This is a genomic window from Brevibacillus sp. AF8, assembly GCF_021270385.1.
Taxonomy (GTDB): domain Bacteria; phylum Bacillota; class Bacilli; order Brevibacillales; family Brevibacillaceae; genus Brevibacillus.
On sequence record NZ_JAGQDN010000016.1, the window covers coordinates 123,112 to 142,500 of the forward strand.

Consider the following 19,389-nt stretch of genomic DNA (forward strand, 5'->3'; position numbering starts at 1 on the left):
TAGTGGGAGCCCGGTCACCATGCTGATGAAGGGCGTTCTGGAGCAATTTAATTGTAAGGTGGGCGAAGAAGTCATTCGCCAAGTAGGGTGGAACCGCGAGAATCCTCTCGTCCCTACACTGTCGCATCAGGCAGTGTAGAGGCGGGAGGTTTTTTTAGTTTCGACTTAAAGCCTAGTAAATCATTTAGAGGAGGAAAAAGCATGAAAATGACATTTCAAGACATCATTTTGACGCTGCAAAACTTTTGGGCAAAGCAAAACTGTCTCATTGTCCAGCCGTATGACGTTGAAAAAGGGGCAGGTACGCTCAACCCAATGACCTTCCTTCGTTCCATTGGACCTGAGCCGTGGAATGTGGCATACGTGGAGCCTTCCCGCCGCCCGGCAGACGGACGTTATGGGGAAAACCCGAACCGTCTGTATCAGCATCACCAGTTCCAAGTAATCATGAAGCCATCTCCGGACAACATTCAGGAGCTGTACCTGGAGAGCTTGCGTGAACTCGGAATCGAGCCACTGGAGCATGATATCCGATTTGTAGAGGACAACTGGGAGCACCCAGGGCTTGGCGCATGGGGTTTAGGCTGGGAAGTTTGGCTGGACGGTATGGAGATCACACAGTTCACGTACTTCCAGCAAGTGGGCGGTCTGGAATGTAAACCAGTAGCAGTCGAGCTGACTTACGGACTGGAGCGTTTGGCCTCCTATATTCAGGAAAAAGAAAATGTATTCGATCTGGAATGGTGCAACGGGTATACGTACGGAGATGTATTCCTGCAACCAGAATACGAGCATTCCAAATACACATTCGAGCTGTCTGATGTCGATATGCTGTTCTCTCTTTACAATACGTATGAGTCTGAAGCAAAAAGACTGATGGCGGAGCGACTGGTTTACCCAGCATATGACTACGTACTGAAATGCTCCCACACCTTCAACTTGCTGGATGCGCGTGGAGCCATCAGTGTGACGGAGCGTACAGGTTACATCGCTCGTGTACGCAATCTGTCTCGTGAAGTAGCACAAACCTATTATAAAGAGCGTGAGCGCCTCGGTTTCCCGCTTTTGCAAAAAGGCAACGCGGACGCTGCGGATCAAGTGAATCAGGTGAAGGGAGAGGATACAAATGAGTAAGCGCGATCTACTCGTAGAGGTTGGTTTGGAAGAAATGCCTGCTCGTTTTGTCGCACAGGCAGCGGCACAATTCAAGGAAAAAGTAGAAAAGTGGCTGACTGCTGAGCGCGTGCCGTTTGATCAAATTACGGCATTGGAGACACCTCGTCGTTTTGCCCTGTTGATCAATGGACTTGCAGAAAAGCAACCTGACCGCAATGATGAAGCGAAGGGTCCTGCACGCAAAATCGCACAAGATGAAGCGGGGAACTGGTCAAAGGCAGCACTCGGTTTTGCACGAAGCAACAATGTTGAGCCTGACCAACTGTATTATAAAGAAGTAAACGGGATCGAGTATGTTCATGCTCGCAAATCCGAAGCGGGAAAACCAACTACCGAGCTTTTGCCGCAACTGGCTGAAGTGATCATTGGTATGAGCTTCCCGAAAAACATGCGTTGGGGCGCACGCGATTTGAAATACGTTCGTCCGATTCGTTGGCTGGTTGCTTTGTTCGGTGATGAATTGATCGATCTGGAGATTGCTGGCGTAAAAAGCGGACGCGTTTCTCGTGGACACCGCTTCTTGGGAACAGAGGTTACGTTGAATCACCCAAGCGAATACGCGAGCAAGCTGGCTGAGCAATTTGTCATGGTGAATCCTGACGAGCGCAGAGCAGCCATTGTAGAACAAATTCATCGCTTGGAGAAGGAAAATGGCTGGACAATTCCAATGGACGAAGGGCTTCTGGATGAGGTAGTCCATCTTGTAGAATATCCGACCGCTCTTTACGGTACGTTCGAGCAAGAATTCCTTTCCATTCCACGTGAGGTTTTGGTTACCTCCATGCGTGAGCACCAGCGTTATTTCCCTGTTGAAAACGCACAGGGTCAATTGCTGAATCATTTTGTGACAGTGCGAAATGGAGACAGCCGCGCTCTGGAAAACGTAGCGAAAGGGAATGAAAAAGTTCTTCGCGCACGCTTGTCTGATGCTCGTTTCTTCTATGTAGAGGACCAAAAGCTGTCCATTGAAAGCTGCCTGAAACGCTTGGAGACAATCGTTTATCACGAAGAGCTGGGAACAATCGGTGATAAAGTTCGCCGTGTACGCAAAACAGCTGCGCAAATGGCAAGCAAGCTGGGTGTGAGCGCGGAAGAAACCCAACAAGTAGACCGTATTGCCGAAATCGCAAAATTTGACCTCGTTACCAACATGGTAGGCGAGTTCCCTGAACTGCAAGGGATCATGGGTGAAGATTATGCGCGCAAAGCGGGTGAGTCCGACCTCGTTGCGAGTGGCGTATTTGAGCATTACCTCCCGCGTTTTGCAGGGGACAAAATGCCTGCTTCTGCTCAAGGCGCTATCGTCAGTTTGGCTGACAAGATGGACACGATCGTAGGCTGCTTCTCTATCGGTATTGTGCCTACTGGTTCTCAGGACCCGTATGGTCTGCGCCGTATGGCAGCGGGAATCGTTACGATTTTGGTTGAGCGCGACTGGCAAATTTCTCTTGCCGATCTGTGGGATGCTGCGATGGAAGGCTATGTTGCACAAGGCGTAAACAAGAGAGCGGCAGAAGACGTGAAAAAAGACCTCGTAGACTTCTTCGCACTCCGTCTGAAAAATGTCTTGCAGGATCATGGCGTTCGTTACGATGTCATCGACGCCGTGCTTGCTGCCGACCTGACATTGGTTCCAGAGGTGCTGGCAAAAGCAAAAGCACTGATGGGAGCGGTACAAACAGAAGAATTCAAGCTGATTGTGGAGCAGTTTAACCGGGTGAACAACCTGGCGCAAAAAGCGGAAGCAGACAAGGTCAATGAAGCTCTGTTCGCTGAAGATGTGGAGCGTGCCTTGTATCAGGCATTCCAAGCTGTTCAGAAGGACGTAGACAGTCTGAAGGATCAAGAGAAGGTGCTCGCAACCTTGTCAACCTTGCGCCAGCCGATTAACGCATTCTTTGATAAAGTAATGGTCATGGCAGAAGATCAGGCAGTTCGTGCGAATCGTCTGGGGCTGCTCTTGCAACTTTCTCGTGTGCTTTATCGCTATGCGGATTTTTCCAAAGTTGTATTCGCGTAAACAAAATAAAACCGGTGCCTTCGTCTGAAAATCAGGCGGGGGCACCTTTTTTCCGCGTGAAAGAAGGAATATCCCGTCGAATAGAGTAATACTAGGAAGAGGTAAAGACAGAACCGGGGTGATTGGTCATCGAGCTTACCAAACGACAAGAGCACATCTTACAGATAGTGAAGGATGATGGACCGATAACAGGAGAACATATCGCGGAGCGACTGAATTTGACTCGCGCGACGCTGCGCCCTGATTTATCCATCCTCACAATGTCAGGATATTTAGAAGCCAGACCTCGGGTCGGGTATTTTTATGCCGGCAGACCCGCAAGCTCAGTCATAAGTGAACGGCTTCACAAGCTTCTCGTCAATGACTACAAGGCGGTACCGATTGTGGTTTCCGAATCCGCCTCGGCTTACGACGCTATCGTTACCCTCTTTTTGGAGGATGTTGGCACGTTATTCGTCGTCAATCAAAAAGGATACTTGGCTGGCGTGATCTCACGAAAAGACCTCCTGCGGGCTTCTTTAGGGAATAAGACGCTGGAGGATGTGCCGGTCAGCATTATCATGTCTAGGATGCCGAATATCATTACATGTGCACCTGATGAGACCTTGTACGCAGCCGCCAAAAAGCTGATTGATTTTCAGATCGATTCTCTGCCTGTCGTGAGGCCGAGCGAGGAAGATCCGAAGCATATGGAGCTGTTGGGGCGCGTCACCAAGACGACGATCGCGAAAGCATTTGTAGAATTGGGTAGCGAACCGAAAGTGTAGGAGGAGAAGCGATGCAAGGTAATCAGCGAGGACAGCTCATCTATGTAGTCTCAGACTCCATCGGCGAAACGGCCGAACTTGTCGTTCGCGCAGGAGCTAGTCAGTTTGATCGTTTTTTGTTTGATGTACAAAAGTATCCGTATATTGAAGACAAGGAATCGATTGACGAAATCATTGCTTCGGCAAAAGAATCGCGGGCAATGATCGTATTTACTCTGGTCATTCCGGAGCTTAATGCGTATATTACAAAACAAGCTGCTCTTCACGGAATTCCGGCTCTTGATGTTATGGGGCCTTTGATGAATACATTGCAGGGCATGTTGAAAGAGCCGCCAACAGGAAGACCGGGCTTGGTACGTCGACTGGATGAAGAGTATTTCCGCAAAGTAGACGCCATCGAGTTTGCCGTCAAATACGACGATGGTCGGGACCCACGCGGCCTGTTGCGAGCAGATGTGGTTTTGATTGGCGTTTCGCGTACTTCCAAGACGCCTCTTTCCATGTATTTGGCTAACAAACGACTTAAGGTTGCCAATGTTCCGCTTGTCCCGGAGGTAGAGCCACCGGAAGAATTGTTCCAACTGCCAGTAGAGCGGTGTATCGGTCTTACCATCAATCCGGAGCAATTGAACGGCATTCGGACAGAGCGTCTGAAGGCACTGGGATTGACTGCACAAGCAAATTACGCCAATCTCGAGCGGATTGCCGAAGAACTGGCTTATTCCAAACGCATTATTGAGCGCCTCGGATGTACTGTTATCGATGTTTCCAACAAGGCAGTAGAAGAAACGGCAAACATCATTTTGGAGATGATTCGAAAAAACAATCTCCGCAATGAAAGGAAATAGGCCAAAAGAAGGATTTTGGCGTTTTTTGTAGAAAATCAATTAGCCGGGATACTTATCATCCGTGATTTTCTCAGCGTTTATTGCCCTAAGAAATGTGGAAAAGTAGAAAAGAAGAAAAGAAGTTTGATGCAAAGAAGGAAATTGACGAATTTTGACGAACTAAATATTCTCACGTGCGATTCTCCTTATAAAGGTGGAAAGACATGACTGGTCCCACTTCAGATGAATTTGTAAATCAAGTGCGTGCCGCTGTCGACATCGTAGACGTTGTAGGAGAGTACGTTCAACTGAGAAAAAGCGGTCGTGCCTTTCTCGGTCTATGTCCGTTTCACTCTGAAAAGAGCCCTTCCTTCAACGTAAATGCAGAGCGACAGTTTTTTCATTGCTTTGGCTGTGGAGCAGGTGGGGATATCTTTTCCTTTTTAATGAAACTGGAGCAATTGACTTTTCCAGAGGCACTGCACAAATTGGCGGAGCGTGCCGGAATAGCTGTGCCCCAGCCGCAGCAAGTAGAGGATTCACCTGAAAAACGGATGAAGCATGCGATGCAGGAAGCGCATACGTTCGTTTCACGCCTCTACCACTACGTGCTAACGAAAACCCCCTATGGCGCAGAAGCGATGAAGTATCTCGCAAAGCGCGGAATGTCTGAGGCGACAATAGCCGAATACCAAATCGGATTCGCCCCGGATTCCTGGGATTTCGTGACGCAGCAGTTGACAAAGCGGGGATTTTCACAGGAATTGATGGTGGAAGCAGGGCTTTTGGCCAGGAGCGATGCAGGAAAAATCTTTGATCGCTTTCGAGGTCGCATCATGTTTCCGATCCAGGATTCCCAAGGTAACGTCATCGGATTTGGAGGGCGCTTACTGCAAGGATCGAAGCCCAATTCCAACCAAAAGTCTCAACCCAAGTATCTGAATAGCCCGGAAAGCCTTTTGTTCAACAAAAGTGCTACGCTGTTTAATCTTCATCGTGCGCGCCCCATTATTAGAAAGAGAAAAGAGGCGCTGTTGTTTGAAGGATATGTCGATGTCATATCGGCATGGCAGGCGGGTTTTATGCAAGGTATTGCCACTTTGGGAACAGCCTTGACGGAGCAGCAGGCCAGAATTCTTCGTCGCAATACAGAGTCAGTCGTACTTTGTTATGACGGAGATGCTGCAGGACAAGAAGCAACGAGCAAAGCGATTCACGTTTTGCAGCAAGCCGGTTTGATCGTTCGAGTAGCTCCACTTCCACAAGGAGTGGACCCGGATGATTACATCCGCCAGCATGGGGCTGAAGCATTTTCCCAGCAGGTATTGTTACAGGCGATGCCGATTACGGCTTTCCGTCTGAAACATTTGCGCAGTCAGTTCGTAATAAAAGATGAGACGGACAAAGCTCGCTTAATCGCGAAGGCGGTCGAGATCATCAACGAGCTTAGCAGCCCGGTGGAACGGGACATGTACCAACGGCAATTGGCTGAAGAATACTCCCTTACTCTCGGTGATCTCAAATGGGAGTCCAAACGCGCCTACAATCAGCAAAAAAGTGAGCGCCAAAGGGATAAAGTGACGCCAGCATGGAATAATAGTATAAATAATGGCAAAGTTACGCTCGCGAAATCACTGCCACCCGCTTATCACACGGCTGAGCGCATGCTGCTTTACTACATGATGCGGAACGTAGAAATCGCTGCCCGCGTCCAACAAGAATGCAGCGCCCACTTTCAGGTGGATGAACACGATGCGCTGGCTGCCTACCTGTACGCCTACTATGCAGAGGGAAACCCGGAAGACCCTGGAAAGTTTATACATTATGTGCAAGACGATTTGTTAAAGCAATTAGCCTCGGGATTGGCCATGATGGAGTGCAACAACGACGTATCTGAGTTGGAGATCGGTGACTACATCAAACAAGTGAATAACTACCCGAAGCGTGCCGAGTTGGAACGATTGCGCGATGAGCAGCGGAGCTTACACCTCCAAGCGGCCGCAGCGGACAGCGAGGATGCGCGCAAACAACTTGAACTTCAAGCAGCCGTTACAGGGATGAAGATTCTTGAATTGGAAAATGCTTTAAAAGAAGGGTAGCTTCAGATCATTCCCGGGGAAGGAGGGAAAGTAGATGAACAAGCAAAATATCACTTCCGACATGGAAGCAATGTCCATCGAACAAGTGAAGGAACAGTTGGTCGAATTAGGCAAGAAACGCGGCGTGTTGTCGTATAAAGAAATTACGGATCGCCTGGCAGGTTTTGAGCAGGATTCTGATCAAATGGATGAGTTTTTTGAATATCTTGGTGATCAAGGCATTGAGATTAACAACAATGAGAATGAAGATGACGATGATGAAGTCGATCAAATGATCATCAAGGACGAGGACAACGAAGAATTTGATTTTGACGATCTCTCCGTTCCGCCTGGAATCAAGATCAATGACCCTGTACGGATGTATCTGAAGGAAATTGGTCGAGTTCCTCTGCTCTCCGCAGAAGAGGAGATTAAACTGGCACAGCGAATTGAACAAGGTGATGAGGAAGCCAAAAGACGTTTGGCTGAGGCGAACTTGCGATTGGTTGTATCGATCGCGAAGCGTTATGTAGGACGCGGTATGCTATTCCTCGACTTGATTCAAGAAGGGAACATGGGCCTGATTAAAGCGGTGGAAAAGTTTGACTATCGCAAAGGCTACAAGTTCAGTACGTATGCGACCTGGTGGATTCGCCAAGCGATTACCCGTGCTATTGCAGACCAGGCTAGAACGATCCGGATTCCGGTTCACATGGTGGAAACGATCAATAAATTAATCCGCGTTTCCCGTCAGCTTCTGCAAGAGCTAGGTCGTGAACCTATGCCAGAAGAAATCGCTGAAAAAATGGATCTTACTCCGGAAAAAGTTCGGGAAATCATGAAGATTGCTCAAGAACCAGTATCCCTGGAGACTCCAATTGGGGAAGAAGACGATTCCCACTTAGGTGATTTCATTGAGGATCAGGATGCATTGGAGCCATCTGATGCCGCTGCCTATGAACTTTTGAAAGAACAGTTGGAAGACGTTTTGGATACATTAACAGACCGGGAAGAAAATGTACTGCGTCTGCGTTTTGGGCTAGATGACGGACGTACACGGACGTTAGAAGAAGTAGGCAAAGTGTTTGGCGTAACCCGTGAACGGATTCGTCAGATTGAAGCAAAAGCTCTTCGCAAATTGCGTCATCCGAGTAGAAGTAAACGCTTAAAAGATTTCTTGGAATAACCGATATAAGAAGTATGTGGCCTACGTTAGCCGACGTAGGCTTTTCTTATTCATGAAGGAAAACACTTTTTGTCGTAGTTAGGAGGGGCCGCGTTGGACGACCAGCGCAAGCGCACAATCATCGCCGAAATTGAAAACTGGCGGCGCAACCATTTACTGCCTGAACATTACTGCATCTTCTTGTTAAACCTGTATACAGAAGGGGATCGGCCAAATACACCGGCGTCCGCAGGCGGGAATGAGCGAATGGGAACGGCACCGGGTGTGCTGTCAGGAAAAGTCAATTCAACATCATCTGTCACAAATACATATGCACCTAGAACTGTCTCTCCAGTGACGGGGAAAATGGTAGTGGCATGGCTCCTTGGTGCCTTTGTCATTGCTGGTTTGATCTTACTTGCTTTTCATTTTAACCGTTTTCAAACCCCAATGCAAATTACCATCTTTGCCTGTTTCGCACTCGTTTTCTATATTCTGGGACTCGTTTATCGAAGGTCGGCCCCGCCATTGACGCATTTATTCCTGGCTTTGTCTTTTCTGATCTTGATCGCGGGAGGCGTTTATTGTATCCAAAAATTGGATGGTAGCATGCCGTTCGTTCTGTTCTATTTAGGCTTTGTTTGCATGTTACTGTGCATCAGTGCTATTGTTTTCGGTTATGCTTATTTGCTCTATGCAGGCTTACTGGGTTTGGCCATCTTGTATGGCATTACAACCGTTCATCGGGTAGGGATAGACTATACTTGGTGGACATCGGAGTTGTACTGGGTACCGCTTGCGTGCTTGCTCACGGGTATGGGCTTCTTGATGAATAAGGCTAATTCGAAATGGGCGGGAGTATTTGCTGTATGTGGACTTGCCTTTTTCTTTGGTGCAGAGATACAGGCTCTGTATATTCCAGCAGCGAAGCGGGATATGATTCAATTGCTGTTGTTCATCAAGGTGTTCATCGCGTCCATTTTGTTTTTCTTCACGCGTGGATATTGGTATGCATGGTTGCGGCTGTAAGACTCGTTTTCCTCTCGCTGCTTATTTGTTACAATTTCTGAAGAGCGCAAACGGGGTGAATAGATGAACAACAAGTGGAAAGTATTAGTCGGTATTTTGCTGGCGGCTTTTTTTCTGGGTGGAGAAACAATAGCCAAATTTATGGGTGTACATACATACAGCATCGGATTCATAGCAGCATCTGTATCTTTTTTGGGAGCGATTTTATTAGGAGCACGCCGATCTTAGGCGTGTTTTTTTTTAGAAATTACCACATGAATCCAAAATCGTGGTGTATAATGGTAAGAGTATTCTGAACAAACGCTCAGTCAAAATTGTGTGTTTCTTGATAGTTCTTAACTAAAGCGTTTTCAAGGGGGCAGCGATTATGAACTTCGATTTGACTTCAGAACAACAAATGTTGAAAAAAATGATACGCGAGTTTGCTGATGAGGTAGTGGCGCCAGGAGCAGATGAACGCGATCAAACTAAACAATTTCCTGTCGAAATATTCAAGCAGATGAGCGAGCTGAACCTGATGGGTCTTCCCTTCTCTGAAAAATACGGGGGTGCGGGAGCTGATTCCACGAGTTTTGCAATCGTTGTAGAAGAGCTAAGTCGTGCATGTGGTTCTACAGGAATCACGTATTCGGCGCATATCTCGTTAGGTGGCGCTCCACTGGCTTTGTTTGGAACGGAAGAGCAAAAGCTGAACTATTTAAGCAAAATCTGTTCCGGCGAGAGCTTTGGCGCATTTGGCTTGACGGAACCGAATGCAGGATCTGACGCAGGTGGAACGAAAACGAATGCGGTCTTGGCTGACGGGGAGTGGACGATTAACGGCTCCAAATGCTTCATAACCAATGCTTCCTATGCTTCATTTCTCGCCTTGACAGCTGTGACTGACAAAGATCAGGGCTCACGTGGTATTACTGCTTTTATCGTTCCGACAGATGCACCGGGTTTTCAAGTACTGGCGAACTATGAAAAGCTCGGCTTGCACAGCTCTAATACAACCGAGCTCGTTCTTGAAAATGTGAGAGTGCCAGAGGAAAACGTCCTTGGAAAGCGAGGCGAAGGCTTCAAGCAGTTCCTCATTACACTTGATGGTGGGCGAATTGGGATCGGAGCGATGGCAGTAGGAATTGCTCAGGCTGCCTACGACAAGGCACTGCAATACTCGAAGCAGCGTACAGCTTTTGGGAATTCCTTGAGTCATTTTCAAGCGATCCAGCACAAGCTGGCGGATATGGCGATGCAAATAGAGCTGGCGAGAATGATGGTGTATAAAGCAGCGTGGCTGAAGGATCATGGTCGCAAATTTACGAAAGAAGCGGCTATGGCAAAATTGTATGCATCGGAGATTGCCATGTCTGCTACTCATCAGGCTATTCAGATTCACGGCGGCTATGGTTATATGCGGGAGTATCAGGTAGAACGATTTTTCCGCGATGCCCGACTGTTAGAGATCGGAGAGGGGACTTCAGAGATTCTGCGTAATGTTATCGCAAGAGAAATCGGTTGCTAGCCTTTTTGTGTTTGAGAACAAAGAGCATGACTGCCAGTGTTAACTGACAGCCATGGCTCTTTTTTTGTTTTTTACTTTTTATTGATCGCCAGGCTGTACAGTTGGGAATCCAAATCCACTAGCAATATCGTCTCCTAGAGCAGCGCTTGAGCCACCTTTGATGTCATTTCCTTTCGCGCGTTTTTGCAATTCCACGCGAACATTTTGAGAGCTCCAAGATGGATTGGAAGCCCAGATTTTTGCAGCCAAACCTGAAATGTGTGGAGTTGCCATGGAGGTTCCGCTGATGGAATTATAGCCTCCGTTATTCCATGTAGATTGAATAGCGCGTCCTGGTGCTGATACTTCCACATCGCGTTCTTGAATCACGTAGTCTCCCGCCTGCCCGCTCTTGCCACGAGAAGAGAAGTCAGCCACACGGTAGGTACCGTTTTGTTGAACATTCTCTAACGCTGCTACGGCTACTGTATTCACTAATGCTCCAGGGTAGCCAATGCTATTCACTGTCGGTCCAGAGTTACCAGCCGCAGCGACGACTAATACACCTTTTTGGTTTGCATACGTGATGGCACTTTCCATAAGGGTGCTCTTACCGCTAGAGCCAAGAGACATAGAGACGATCGTTTTCACGCCTAATTGAGCGGACTGGTCAGCAGCGTAACGAATAGCATAGGCAATGTCATCCTCATAGCCGGAACCGGAGTCATCCAATACTTTATATGCCCATAGCTTTGCATCTGGTGCTACACCATAAATACCTGCGCCACCACCGCCGTTAGCGAGAACAGTCCCGGCGACGTGTGTTCCATGACCATGCGCATCATTGCAAGCGCCGGTAACAACAGGAGAAGCTTGCGTGAAATCGTTGCACTGCTCTGCGTTAGCGGTTAGGTCCGGATGTTGCGTATACACGCCAGTATCCAGAACTGCAACACGAACATCTGCACCGCCAGTCGTAGAGGAGAGGGACTGGTTCTTATAGATTGCTTTAATTCCCCACGGAACGACTGCCGCAGGAGAGAACTCTGGCTCGCTTGCCTGATCTTCTTCTATATACTCAGCGATCTTTAATTTTTGCAATACTGTAATTTTTACATTGGGATCGCTTTTCAGTTGGTCAAGTTGATCGCTATTTACATCGAGGGTAAAGCCATCTTCGCCAAAATCATGGCGTACTTCCAAAGGTCCAGCAAAATAACCGGTTCTCACATCCGAATCTGACTGAATTAATACCCGTTCAGTTCCAAATTCATTGAATGAATCGTTACTTGCTGCCCCCACACCTGTGAAGACACTCATCACTAGCGCCGATGAGAGTAATCCCATTCCCCACCACTTGCCGGTTCTTTTTTTCATACTGTTCTCCTCCTTAAAGAGTATTTAGTTTATGTAGTTCGTGATGTTCATGGCGTTAATATACATATCTGTAAAAAATTTGTAAATATTTATTTATTAAAATAAAGTTCACAATTTAATAAAAATTAAGTTAAATTACATAAAACATCAAAAAAACAACGTCATATTTAAAAAAATCGCTTGTAATTCCGAACATTACATCCAACGTAACAGTCACCTGAAGCTTCCTGACTGTCACACATGGTTCCCCCTTAGTTGCCATATCTTTTGTTGGGTGCAACAGCGAGGATTTTGTCGTTCTTTGCTGAGTATCTGTTAGGGATTTAGCATTTCGCAATTGCTGCCAAATAGGGTAGAATAGAGGCAACGGAAGGTGAGTATACAGATGACATCAGTATCAATATCCAAGCGGCTACAAACGATTGCCCGCTATTGTCCAGAAGGAGCCCGCGTCGCCGACATCGGGTCGGATCATGCGTTGTTGGCTTCTTATTTGCTTGTAAAAGGAATTGCTTCTTTCGTAATCGCAGGCGAATTGAATGAAGGGCCTTTTCAAGCGGCACAAAAACAAATACATACATTGCAGGTAAAAGACCGCGCTTCGGTGCGTAAAGGAAACGGGCTCGCGGTAGTACAACCAGGCGAAGCAGATGTGATCTGCATTGCTGGGATGGGCGGACAATTGATCGTTTCCATTTTGGAAGCAGGAAAAGACAAACTGGAAGGCGTACAACGCCTGATTCTGCAACCAAACGTAGGAGAAGAAGCGGTTCGCCTGTGGATGATAGAGAACGGTTGGCAGTTAATTGCCGAGTCCATTTTGCAGGAAGACGGCGTGATTTATGAGATTCTCGTCGCAGAACGAGGCAATCCTACCTTGCCGTATGAGGGCAAAGATCGTACACAGCAAGAGCTCCTGCGCATTGGTCCATTTCTTTGGATGGAAAAATCAGAGGTATTACAAGAGAAGTGGCTGCATGAGCATGAAAAATGGCAAAAGATCATCGTTCAATTAAAGCGTTCGGACAAGCCGGAAGCAGCAGAACGAATAAAAGAAATCGAAGCAGAAGTAAAATGGATCGATGAGGTGATCGCATGCTTGCGCACGGACAAACAGTAATTCAATATATAGAACGTCTGGCACCTAAATCGTTGGCGATGGAAGGCGACAAGATTGGTCTTCATGTAGGCACCTTGCAAAAAAAGGTAAAAAAAGTGATGATCGCACTAGACGTACTGGAATCTGTGGTGGATGAAGCAATCGCAGAGGGTGTCGACCTGATTGTGGCCCACCATGCCGTCATATATCGACCACTGAAACACCTGAGGACGGATCTCGCCGCAGGACGCGTGTTCGAAAAGCTGATCAAGCACGACATTGCGGTATATACAGCCCATACCAATTTGGATGTTGCGTACGGGGGAATGAACGATTGGCTTGCAGAAGCGGTTGGACTCACTGACGTAGATGTACTGGATGTTCTTTCACGAGAGGCTTGGAAGAAGCTCATCGTATTCGTGCCTGCTACCCATAAGGAAGCAGTGTTTTCTGCACTTGCTGAAGCGGGTGCTGGGCATGTAGGTAACTATAGCCACTGTTCTTTTCAGACAGAAGGCACTGGAACCTTTTGGCCAGGGGAAGGAACGAATCCCCATATCGGTTCGAGAGGTCAACTGGAAAAAGTAGAGGAAGTTCGCATCGAGATGATTGTTCCTGCGTCCAGGCAATCGGCTGTGGTCAAAGCAATGCTTGCTGCCCATCCCTACGAAGAAGTCGCCTATGACATCATTCCACTAGAGCAATCAGGAACTGTGTACGGAATTGGGCGTATCGGCAGTCTGCCTACACCACTGACGCTCCGTGAGTTTGCTTTGCTCGTCAAAGAACGGTTTGCCCTACATGGTCTTCGCGTAGTTGGTGACTTGGATGCGACAGTCAAAAAAGTAGCGGTAGTAGGTGGAGACGGCAGCTCCTTTGTTTCCAAAGCCATTTTTAAAGGCGCGGATGTTTATTTAACAGGAGACATTGGCTATCACACCGCACACGATGCGCAAGCGGAAGGCTTGTCGATCGTAGATGCTGGTCACAATATCGAAAAAATCATGAAGGAAAAGCTGGCAACCATCTTGCTTGAGCAATTGCAGGCAAATGGTTACGAGACAGAGGTTATTCCTTCGCGCGTGCACACAGATCCGTTCCAGTTTGTTTAAGACGTAGCAGGACCAACCTTTTGTTGCCTGCCAGATGAAGTGTAGGAGGATTTTATGTGCAAAAACTAATCCGGACGATTTCTTGTGGATTACTGACATTAAGCTTACTCTCCCCCGGCGTCGCATCAGCGGCTGGGGGCTTATTGCCATACAATGACATCAGCAAGCACTGGGCGAGAAAAGCAATCATTCAAGGTGTGCAGCTCGGTTTGTTTGAGGCTGGTCCCAATGTTCCGAAGTTTTACCCAAATCGTGACATGACGCGTGCGGAATTTCTTGTCATGGTCGATCGTCTTTATTACGGCGGGCAGTATCAGATCTATCCCCTTACTTTCTTATCCGAGCATTCGGAGTGGGCGCGGGCAGAAGGTTTTCAGGAACCGTATTTGCCGTATAAAGATGTTGATCGCCTGACGTGGATGTACAAACCGACGTTGCGCGTCTCCACGATCTTGGATAGACTGTACGGTCCAAATGCGATTCAGTATATTTTTCCTGGTGAGATGATGAATCCGAATCAACCGATCACCAACGAAGAAGCTGCCAAGATATTGCAAATGTTCACGATGTCTCCAGATAGTAAAAATGCTTGGGAAGAAGTGAGTTCCTGGGGATGGCTAAAGGGAGAAAAAACGGATCGGGTGAAGCGGGGAGATGCTGCAGTCGCTGCTGATCGCATGGTGGATTATTTCCTTCAGGATGGAATCATGCCTCTGCTGGATTACGACGGGAAAAAGTTCCCCATGGTCCCGGATATCGATGAGGTATTGCCGTTATTCGCAACCTATACAGATCCCAAAACAACAGAAGAACAGATTTATGTAGATGCGGCTGCCGCTATTCGCAGTAGAAATGATAGTGAAGAGACCTTCGAACAGTTACGCAAGCTGGCGGATTCCTCCTTCCCTAATCAAGTCGGTGTTCACTATTTATTGAGCTGGAATCCTGAAACACCGATTGAAACCAATCTCGAGGAAGCTTTTCTTGCTATCGATGCTTACTTCGAAGACAAAATCATTCTCCCGGACACACTCGGGCTGTTGAGTGCCAATGTGTATGATATTTCCTTGCAGCTAGGGAACAAGGATCAAAGCCAATACAAAAAAGTGCTCGACCGACTTGGTGCTTATGAACAAAAAGTGAAGCAAGATTCCAAAGAATGGGAATCGCTCGCCATGTATTTGGGGGCAATGGAAATCAGGAGTGGTCAGGGAGACCTGGCGATGGCACGTTACAAGCGATTTGCCGACAGGAGCCCGGAGGCATTGTTGAATACTTCCTATTATTATTTGCAGGAAGGACGCATGCAGGAAGCAGAAGAAGTTCTTGCTACGATGAAACCGAAAGCGTCAGACAGCAGAATGAATCAGCTGCACAAAATGTTGCGTCAAGAGTTCGCATCTTTAAAAGATCAGCCAGCTATTATTTCTGATTTGGGATACTCTTTGCGCCTGTTGGATAATGCCGACACCTACCAAGTGAAGGGTGAAGCGGTATTGAGTGGATTGACGTTCTCCTATACGCAGGATGTTAACAAGGAAAAACAAATAAGCAAAATATCCGGCTTTTATCAATCTCCGCAAAAGCTAATATCAGACAAGCTGCTCTCCTATACAGATGGGAAAACAAACACGCAATACTCGTATGATACGGATCGGCAGACATGGGACAAGAGCAAAACGGACAAAGTTGACTTCTTGCACGAGTGGGTTGGTGCTGTCAAGGTAGCTGATCGGGCCAAGGAGCTTCATGCACGCTACTACAAACAATCATACGGGAAGTACGACGTCATTACGGAGTGGATTCCGGGCTCTATGCTGGTAGAGAAATCAAAGAAGGTTATGCTCGGACAAGGAAAAGTGAAAGAGGTTCCCTTGTTCATGAACAAGTATTATATTGATCGAGCTAGCGACCAGATTGTCAAACATACATGGCGTTATGAAGAAATTTATGAGGGCGACGAATACGTAGCCTATTCGGGTACCGACCAGTATGACTTTACAAGCAATGTTGAATTCTCGATACCTGATGATGTTCGAAAAGGGGTGGCGCCATGAAACGAATTAGTCAATGGGCAGTAGCAACAGTACTGCTATTCACAACTGTTCTTCCCGTGCAAGCGGCAGAGTATCCTTTCGAGGAAACAGAAGAAGTGTTCCAGCATGTCATAGAAAGCCACTTGAGCAAACCGACAGCCAAACAATTGGTAAAAGGAGCTTTAGAGGTGGTCAGTGAGCAGGCCAAAGAGAAAAAACAGCTTCAGTTCAAATTTTCAGAAGAAGATGACACCTGGGATGAGTTGGAATTGAGGCTCGAAGAATGGCAGAAGAAAGGCGGGTTTGATACGCCGACGATGAACACTTGGGCGATTGATGGAATGCTTTCCACGCTGAATGACCCACACAGCGTATTTTTTACTCAAGATGAATTGCGTCTGTTTCAATCTGACGTTGAAAATCAATTCGTTGGATTTGGCTTTCGTCTGCGGCGTCAAAATGATCATATTATCATCCGTGAAATCGTTCCGAATTCTCCAGCAGCCGCATCTTCTTTGCAACGAGGCGATCAATTGATCAAAGTCAATGAGACCTCGTTGGTCGGAAAGACTTTTGAAGAAGCGTATGCTTATTTGAAGGGCAACGAAGGGACTGAAGCCGTTCTTACAGTATATCGTCCATCTGACAAACGGGAGCACCAGGTAAAGTTGAAGCGTGTCTCCATGACCTTGCCGGAAGCGGAAGGACAGATGTTTACGAAAGGCGCGGTTGGCTATATCAGTCTTGAAACATTCGGATCAGAAGGAGCTATCCAGGTAAGGGATAAGCTTGCTGAACTTTCCCGTGTGCAAAAGCCGTTGTCCGGATTGGTGTTAGACCTGCGGGATAATGGCGGGGGATACTTGTCCACAGCACGGGATATCGCGAGCCTCTTTATGGAAGAAGGCTTGCTCATGTATACCACGAATCGCAATGGGGTAGAGGTAGAGACGTGGGTACGAAATGGACAGGATATCGGCATTCCTGTGCGAATTTTGGTAAACGGTGGAACAGCTTCTGCATCTGAGCTGTTGTCGGGTGCGCTGCGTGATCATGGCATCGCCAAGCTTGTGGGTACCAAAACATTTGGAAAAGGAAGTGCCCAACAAGTTATTCCGTTGTCGGACGGTGACGCACTCAAGCTAACACTGAACGAATATTTTACGCCTAAACATACTGTTGTGAATCACGTAGGCCTTCAACCTGATATGGTTGTGGAGGATTATGGAGCACAAGTGGTTGAAGCCCTCCATTCATTAAAGGTCAATACGTGGGAACTGAGTGACGCAGAAGGCGATACAGTCATCAATGGAATTCCTTTCCCGACGGTGGATCCTCTCTTTAAACAAACGCCTCAAGGGCTGCAAATCCGAGCTGCTGTACTATCGCATTTGCTGGGGGATTCGTCCATTGGGGAAAAAGATTACGTAGCACTAGCTCCGTTTTTGAAGAAGTATCCTGCACTGAAACTGCAAACGAAAAATGGTGTCAACATCCTCACATTTACTTCGTGAGCATGGTCCCCTGTCGCTATTGGCGAGCGGGGGCTTTTTCTTTTTCAGGCGTATACTCGGTCATGCAAAATCGAACACTATCAAGTGCGACTATGACTATTACGACAAGAAGGGTGGCAGCTGAATGAAAAAGGTCATACTTTTCCTGATCGACTCCATGATGCCTGATGTTCTGGAGCGATGCATTGCTGCCAATAAAGCACCGGCACTTCGGTTTTTCATGGAGCATAGCCAGTACATACCAGATTGTGTGACCGTGTTCCCTACAATGACGGCTTCGATAGATTGCTCCCTCATTACGGGGGTTTATCCCGATCAGCACAAAGTGCCGGGGTTAGTTTGGTATGATGCCGAACAGAAAAAAATGGTGAATTATATTAATGGGGCCGCTTCAATCCGAAAAATAGGCATTTCGAGCTGTGCGGGAAACGTCCTTTTTGATTTGAACGAACGTCATCTGAGCAAGGATGTAAAAACAATTCATGAGGTACTGGAAGAAAACAATCTCGTATCCGGTTCCATCAATGTTATCGCCCACCGCGGACATAAGCAGCATAAGGTGAAAATGCCGACCTTGCTGGATACAATTACATCCTTTTCCCTGCGCGAAAAAATGAGTGGTCCAACGATCATGAGTATGGGGACACTGGTAAGCCCGGCGTTATTTCGTACCGTCCCGTGGGATTTCTCCCAATCGGCTTTGGAAGGCTACGGAATTAATGATACGTATGCAATCGATGTTATGATTGAGGTGATTCGCAGCGGTCAGCAGCCACATTTTACGCTGGTCTATCTGCCGGAAAATGATCATAAACTCCATAATTCCCCGGAGGATGCCGTACAGCACTTGGCAGATGTAGACAAGCAATTGGCTCGTTTGCTGGATAGCTTCGCATCATGGGAGCAAATGCTTGAGAGAAATGTATGCATTCTGATTAGTGATCATGGACAGACCGTCATCGGAGAAAGTGAGGACCACAATATACCGCTGGATCGTCTTTTGGCGAATTTTTCGATCCATGCGCTTGGTACTGATGTGACATCAGAAGTGGAAGTGGTCATTTGCAATAATGAGCGTATGACTTATTTGTATCCAGTGAATGAGACAGATCCGCTTTCTATTGTAAAAGCGGTTAGTGTGGAAGAAAGAATTGATTTGATTGCTTGGAAAGAGGGCGAGAAGGTAAAGGTGCGTCGGGGAGGAACACAACAGGAAATGTGTTTTTGGCGAAACGGGGAGTATCAAGATGCGTACGGTTCTTCTTGGTCCGTTGAAGGGGACGTTTCCGTGTTGGATGTGCAATATGATGGAGAAAGTCTTTCTTTTGATACATACCCGGATGCTTTTTCTCGACTATACGGGGCATTGTTCTCGCAGACCGGTGACGTGGTAGTTGTTACTGCGGCCAAGAGCTATGAATTTTTATCGGAATGTGCTCCCACGCATTTAGGTGGAGGAAGTCACGGATCACTGCATAAGCAAGATTCGCTAATTCCGTTAGTAATTGCAGGTGCTTCAGAGATGTTTCCACTTCCAGCAAGACTGGTAGATGTCAAAGACTTTATTCTCCGTGAGCTGGGGATTCTGTCAAACTCAGATCCACAATGACCGGGACATGATCGGACCAATTGACAGGTAGCAGCTCGTAATGCTCAATATTCCAGTGATGGGAAGCGAAAATATAGTCCAAACGTCGGCGGAA

General features: G+C 47.3%; 16 protein-coding genes (1 of these 16 only partly in view). 14 read left to right on the plus strand and 2 right to left on the minus strand.

Features of this window, described 5'->3' with window-relative positions; genetic code table 11:
• Positions 1–201 precede the first annotated feature (201 nt).
• From glyQ to KB186_RS19915, 9 genes are all read left to right on the plus strand, one after another.
• Complete coding sequence (glyQ, locus tag KB186_RS19875) at positions 202–1,134, plus strand: glycine--tRNA ligase subunit alpha (RefSeq protein ID WP_173611451.1); 933 nt, start codon at positions 202–204, stop codon at positions 1,132–1,134.
• On the plus strand, positions 1,127–3,196 hold the full coding sequence (gene glyS, locus KB186_RS19880; protein ID WP_232774229.1) for a glycine--tRNA ligase subunit beta: 2,070 nt from the start codon (positions 1,127–1,129) through the stop codon (positions 3,194–3,196). The genes glyQ and glyS overlap by 8 nt, the downstream gene beginning before the upstream one ends.
• 122 nt (positions 3,197–3,318) lie before the next feature.
• Positions 3,319–3,963: a transcriptional regulator CcpN gene (gene ccpN / locus KB186_RS19885; protein WP_173604593.1), complete on the plus strand. Its 645-nt coding sequence runs from the start codon at positions 3,319–3,321 to the stop codon at positions 3,961–3,963.
• Positions 3,964–3,974: 11 nt separating this feature from the next.
• On the plus strand, positions 3,975–4,811 hold the full coding sequence (locus tag KB186_RS19890; RefSeq protein WP_173611449.1) for a pyruvate, water dikinase regulatory protein: 837 nt from the start codon (positions 3,975–3,977) through the stop codon (positions 4,809–4,811).
• Between the two features lie 203 nt (positions 4,812–5,014).
• Positions 5,015–6,889: a DNA primase gene (gene dnaG / locus KB186_RS19895; RefSeq protein WP_173611448.1), complete on the plus strand. Its 1,875-nt coding sequence runs from the start codon at positions 5,015–5,017 to the stop codon at positions 6,887–6,889.
• A 34-nt stretch (positions 6,890–6,923) separates the two neighbouring features.
• Positions 6,924–8,054 (plus strand): RNA polymerase sigma factor RpoD, encoded by a 1,131-nt coding sequence (gene rpoD, locus KB186_RS19900; RefSeq protein WP_047072497.1) that lies wholly within the window; start codon positions 6,924–6,926, stop codon positions 8,052–8,054.
• A 93-nt stretch (positions 8,055–8,147) separates the two neighbouring features.
• Complete coding sequence (locus KB186_RS19905; protein ID WP_173611447.1) at positions 8,148–9,062, plus strand: hypothetical protein; 915 nt, start codon at positions 8,148–8,150, stop codon at positions 9,060–9,062.
• A 63-nt stretch (positions 9,063–9,125) separates the two neighbouring features.
• Positions 9,126–9,290: a hypothetical protein gene (locus KB186_RS19910; protein WP_173611446.1), complete on the plus strand. Its 165-nt coding sequence runs from the start codon at positions 9,126–9,128 to the stop codon at positions 9,288–9,290.
• 139 nt (positions 9,291–9,429) lie between these two features.
• Positions 9,430–10,569 (plus strand): acyl-CoA dehydrogenase, encoded by a 1,140-nt coding sequence (locus tag KB186_RS19915; protein ID WP_232774230.1) that lies wholly within the window; start codon positions 9,430–9,432, stop codon positions 10,567–10,569.
• Between the two features lie 78 nt (positions 10,570–10,647).
• Here the strand turns inward: KB186_RS19915 and KB186_RS19920 are convergent, their stop codons facing one another.
• Positions 10,648–11,925 (minus strand): S8 family peptidase, encoded by a 1,278-nt coding sequence (locus KB186_RS19920; RefSeq protein WP_173611444.1) that lies wholly within the window; start codon positions 11,923–11,925, stop codon positions 10,648–10,650.
• 385 nt (positions 11,926–12,310) lie between these two features.
• Here KB186_RS19920 and KB186_RS19925 point away from each other — a divergent pair, with 385 nt between their 5' ends.
• From KB186_RS19925 to KB186_RS19945, 5 genes are all read left to right on the plus strand, one after another.
• Positions 12,311–13,045, plus strand: coding sequence for a tRNA (adenine(22)-N(1))-methyltransferase (locus tag KB186_RS19925; protein ID WP_173611443.1), 735 nt, complete (start codon positions 12,311–12,313; stop codon positions 13,043–13,045).
• Positions 13,021–14,136 carry a Nif3-like dinuclear metal center hexameric protein gene (locus KB186_RS19930; protein ID WP_173611442.1) on the plus strand — a complete coding sequence of 372 codons (1,116 nt, stop codon included), beginning with the start codon at positions 13,021–13,023 and terminating at the stop codon, positions 14,134–14,136. The genes KB186_RS19925 and KB186_RS19930 overlap by 25 nt, the downstream gene beginning before the upstream one ends.
• A gap of 56 nt (positions 14,137–14,192) precedes the next feature.
• On the plus strand, positions 14,193–16,193 hold the full coding sequence (locus KB186_RS19935; protein WP_173611441.1) for an S-layer homology domain-containing protein: 2,001 nt from the start codon (positions 14,193–14,195) through the stop codon (positions 16,191–16,193).
• Positions 16,190–17,686, plus strand: a complete 1,497-nt coding sequence (locus tag KB186_RS19940) for a S41 family peptidase (RefSeq protein WP_173611440.1) — start codon at positions 16,190–16,192, stop codon at positions 17,684–17,686. The genes KB186_RS19935 and KB186_RS19940 overlap by 4 nt, the downstream gene beginning before the upstream one ends.
• 124 nt (positions 17,687–17,810) lie before the next feature.
• Positions 17,811–19,295, plus strand: a complete 1,485-nt coding sequence (locus tag KB186_RS19945; RefSeq protein ID WP_232774231.1) for an alkaline phosphatase family protein — start codon at positions 17,811–17,813, stop codon at positions 19,293–19,295.
• Here KB186_RS19945 and KB186_RS19950 read toward each other — a convergent pair.
• A protein-coding gene (locus tag KB186_RS19950; protein WP_232774232.1) for an endonuclease/exonuclease/phosphatase family protein crosses the window boundary here: on the minus strand, positions 19,249–19,389 show its 3' end. It continues 540 nt past the right edge of the window; 141 of the gene's 681 nt are visible here — the last part of the coding sequence; the start codon falls outside the window, past its right edge; it ends in the stop codon at positions 19,249–19,251. The two genes, KB186_RS19945 and KB186_RS19950, sit on opposite strands and share 47 nt — an antisense overlap.